Consider the following 3,859-nt stretch of genomic DNA (forward strand, 5'->3'; position numbering starts at 1 on the left):
GCATGCCGACACGGTGGGCGCACTGAACGTTCTACGGGCCGGGCTGGTCCGTCGCGAAGCCGCACCGGCATAGCGAGAAGCCCCCTCGTTCACGACTCCGTTGGTGAATACGCAGAATGCCCTGATGGCCGGGTCATGCGGCGAGAGTGAGACGGGCAAGGTGGGAGGTGCGGGTCGTGCCGAGTGGGGTGCCGTTGAGCCAGGCGTCGGCGCGGATGATGTTGAGGACGGTGGCGGACAGCAGGTTGGCAAGATGGGTCTTGTCCTGTCCTCGGTAGGGGGTGCGCCGCAGGCGGGTGCGGCGGACGGCCTGGGAGATGGTGCCCTCCACGCCGGCGCGGGTGTCGTAGCGTTCTTTCCACGCATCGGTCTGCTGCTCGGCACGTCGTTGTTCCAGGATCTTCTGCTGGTCCTGGGGCAGCAGGGTGAGGCTGCGGCCCCACTTGCCGTTGGCCGCCTTGGTGCAGCGGGCTCTGAGCGGGCACGGATCGCAGTCGGCGATGGCGAAGTGGACGCGGACGAGTGGAGTGCCGCTGGCCTTGCGCTGCTGGGACCAGCTGACGCTGCTCGCGCCCTGGGGGCAGGTGACCTTCTTGGCTTCCCAGTCCGTGGTGAAAGCGGCCTGGGTCAGGTCCGGGGTCTGTGGGTCGCGTCCTCCGTGGTTGGTGTCCAGCCCGACCGGCCCGATCAGGTCGATGTCGTGGTCCTGGCGGGCGGCGAGGATATGGGCGGCGGTGATGTATCCGCTGTCCACCACGTGTTCATCCGGTGCCAGCTCCCGCACCGCCATTCGCTGGTGGACCGTCGCGGTGACCTCGGTGTCGTTGACGGTGGCGTTGGTGGTTTCCACGTTCGTGATCAGATGCGGGGCCTCGGGCTCGCAGGTCTCGCTGAGGTGAACCTTGTAGCCGCACCAGCCCGCCCCGCGCTTGATCCCGTAGTGGGCATCAGCGTCGTGGGGCGAGGACAGCCGTTCTCTGGCTGGCGGGAGGTCCTTGCCCTCCCGCCAGCGCACCCCCTCCGCGTCTCGGTGGTACTGCTCGGACCAGGCCCGGCGCAGGATCCCCACCGAGGGAATCTCGCCCAGCCAGGCCGGAGCGAACGCGTCATCAATGGCATCCAGGAGCGCGAACCCGTCCCGGCCCACCTGCTCGGCCCACTCCAGGCGGGCGTTGTCTTCGGGAATCGGTAGTTGTCGACCTTGGCCCCGTAGCGGTCCACCCACGACGTGTCGATCAGCGGGGTCAGCCAGTCCGGGGCGGCTGCGGCCAGCACCTCCAGCGCCACCCGCAGCGTCTCGCCGACGAACTCCATGCGGTTCAGCGTGCGCACCGCGGCCAGCACATGGGTGGAATCGGTCCGCTGCCGGCCCCCGGACCGCAGCAGTCCCGCGTCGGACAGCCGGGACAGGACCACGTCCAGAACCCGTTCCTCTAGCCCGTGCGCCAGCAGCCGGGAGCGGAAGTCTCCCAGGACGGTGAAGTCGAACCCTGGATCATCCAGCTCCAAGCCCAGCAAGAACTTCCAGTCCATGCGGGCCCGTACCTGGTCGGCGGCCTGCCGGTCAGAAAGGCCCTCCGCGTACTGCAACACCGACACCAGGGCCAGAGCACCCGGCGAGATCGCGGGCCGTCCCTGCCGGGGAAGGCCACCGCGAAGTCATCGTCCCTGAACACCGGACCGAGCACTTCCCGGACCCGGATGGCCAAAGTCCCCTTGGGAAACGAGGCCCGCACGACCCGAGCCGTCAGCTCAGGCACCCCGTCATCCGACCGCGACTCCAGCGACATCCCGCTCTCCCCATCCCGCCAACGACCATAGCCATCAGCAAGACGAACGACACAGCCCTGCTCGAATCACACGTTTCCCAACGAAGTCGTTCACGAGGGGGAGGAGTCACATCGCCCCGTTCAGCGGAACACCCCGCCTCCCCGCCGAACGGCCCTCAAACGGGGAGGCGGGGCGATGACCCCACAACTCCTTGGTGCCAAGGTAACGGATCACGCCGCACCTGCCACCTGCCCGTTCGGGCACTATCGTCAGGGACGCCGGGGCGTCACGGGTCGCTCCGCCGCGCCCGGTCGATAGTTGCCCGGCGCCTCAGCCGTGCAGAACGATGCAATATCGTCGACAATCAGAAGTATGAATGTCGATAAGAACCGGCAAACCATCAGCATCGATCAATTCCGTGAATTGACCCGAATGGTCAATCTCAGTTTCGGTGTCAGGCAATCCACCTTTGAAGAAATCGGCGTCTCCGCCCCTTCGGATTATAGAAGTAGGTCTCCACCTCGATGACTATGAAACAGCCAAGCGATTCCTGCGCCCGTTCTCCTGAAAGTTTTTCGTTCTGCGCGCACCCCCTCGCCCGGCGGCGACGCTCAGTATACCCGTCAGATATCGTGAGAGAGATCGAAAGCCAAAGGAATGACGGGCCTGTGAGGTGGAATTTGACTATTCCTTCCCTGCGGGGACGGGGTCCAGCTGGCAAGGGCCCGGGGATCCCGACCGTTCGGGCAGAATTGTGTGCCCGATGGGCAAAACTAACTGGCTGATAGTGGAAGTCCTCGCGTGGACGTGCTGCACTCAGAGCCTGAGTGCAGACTCGGTGGACAGTAGATTGCGAGGCGTTACTGTGCATCAAGGCGACGCGCCGGGAGGACGAAATGTCAGGATTTATTAATCGTGCAAAGAGGGAAGCTCAGCGAGGGCTGATCAAAGAGGGCAAACAAAAGCTCGACGAAGTGCAAGCCAAGCGAGCAGGGAAGCGTGCTGCCGACGACCTCCTCAAGCGGCTTGGTACAGCTTACTATGCCGAACAGAAGGGAATTGGAACGCCAGAAGCCACACAAGAGGCCCTGCAGGCCGTCCAGGACCACGTTACCGAGCATGGCGCTTTCGAGGTTTGACGCCCCCATTTGCCTGGCGTGACGTCAGCTAGTGCCGCATCGAGCTACGTCCGCCCTATCGTGATGTGTCGCCCAGCTGCGCCAGAGAACACCTGCCAGCCACAATGACCATGTGGCTGAACGCCGGCGGGTCCGCGAAAACCTGAAACGCGGGCGGATCCGCGAAATCGATGACGACGAGGGCAGGCGGTTGCTGCGGATGGAGCCGGTGGGGTGAAGTGGACGTGGAAGCGGGGGCGTTTGCCCAGTCCCGTCCTGATCTCGGCGGTTGCGGGTGGCCTAGATGCCCCTATGAAGATTCCATGTCCCGTCAACCCATGTTCGCCGAAGCGGCGCTTTGAGGTGGCGATAGGGGCGTCGGGCAAGGTAGCGCTTGAGATAGCGCCGGATCTCGCGGTCTGTCTTGCTTTCGGTGCGTCGTCGGTGGTGACGTTCAAGACAGAATTGAAGGCGCCTGTCGCCGGCGGTGGGTCTTCCGGAGGACTGCTCGGCCGGGCTGAGACCGCACAGGGCGGCGAAGAACGCTTCGTTGGCGATCCTGTCGGGGTGGTCCCCGGCGGCGATGAGGAGGGCCGCGGCGCTGTCAGGCCCGATACCGACGATCTCCAGCAGCTGCGGGTGCGGTGGGTGCGAACGGCCCGGGCGACCCGGCGGGTGAGTTCCTTGACCTCACAGGTCAGGTGCTGGATGCGCCGGGCCAGCAGCCGGAGCGTGGACGCGGCTGCGTCCTCGGTGTCGGCAAGATCCGCGCACCGGGCCGGGGTTCCTGAGACCGGACAAGGACTCGCGCAGCGCGGGATCGACGCCCTCGAGGTGAGGTGGGGGACGTTGCCGGAGGCCGGTGGTCGTGGTGCGTGCTGGGGTTGGTCTGTCGTCGGGGTGCGAGGTGGGTGGAGGGGGGTGGAGACTGGGTGGGGGGCGTGGGTGGGGGGTGTGTGGGAGGTTGTGAT

At 65.6% G+C, this 3,859-nt stretch carries 3 protein-coding genes and 1 pseudogene; 1 reads left to right on the plus strand and 3 read right to left on the minus strand.

Going from position 1 to position 3,859, the window contains the following annotated elements; all coding sequences use genetic code 11:
• Nucleotides 1-133: 133 nt before the first annotated feature.
• Both ACGFYN_RS47955 and ACGFYN_RS47960 read right to left on the minus strand, forming a co-directional pair.
• On the minus strand, nt 134-1,147 hold the full coding sequence (locus ACGFYN_RS47955; protein WP_393872253.1) for a transposase: 1,014 nt from the start codon (nt 1,145-1,147) through the stop codon (nt 134-136).
• A 332-nt stretch (nt 1,148-1,479) separates the two neighbouring features.
• Nucleotides 1,480-1,599: pseudogene (locus ACGFYN_RS47960) on the minus strand (transposase); the annotation flags it as partial.
• 1,067 nt (nt 1,600-2,666) lie between these two features.
• Between ACGFYN_RS47960 and ACGFYN_RS47965 the strand changes: the two are divergent.
• Nucleotides 2,667-2,909, plus strand: coding sequence for a hypothetical protein (locus ACGFYN_RS47965; protein WP_393872254.1), 243 nt, complete (start codon nt 2,667-2,669; stop codon nt 2,907-2,909).
• Between the two features lie 279 nt (nt 2,910-3,188).
• Here the strand turns inward: ACGFYN_RS47965 and ACGFYN_RS47970 are convergent, their stop codons facing one another.
• Nucleotides 3,189-3,521: a transposase gene (locus ACGFYN_RS47970; RefSeq protein ID WP_393872255.1), complete on the minus strand. Its 333-nt coding sequence runs from the start codon at nt 3,519-3,521 to the stop codon at nt 3,189-3,191.
• Between the last annotated feature and the right edge of the window lie 338 nt (nt 3,522-3,859).

This window comes from Streptomyces sp. NPDC048419 (genome assembly GCF_043200415.1).
Taxonomy (GTDB): domain Bacteria; phylum Actinomycetota; class Actinomycetes; order Streptomycetales; family Streptomycetaceae; genus Streptomyces.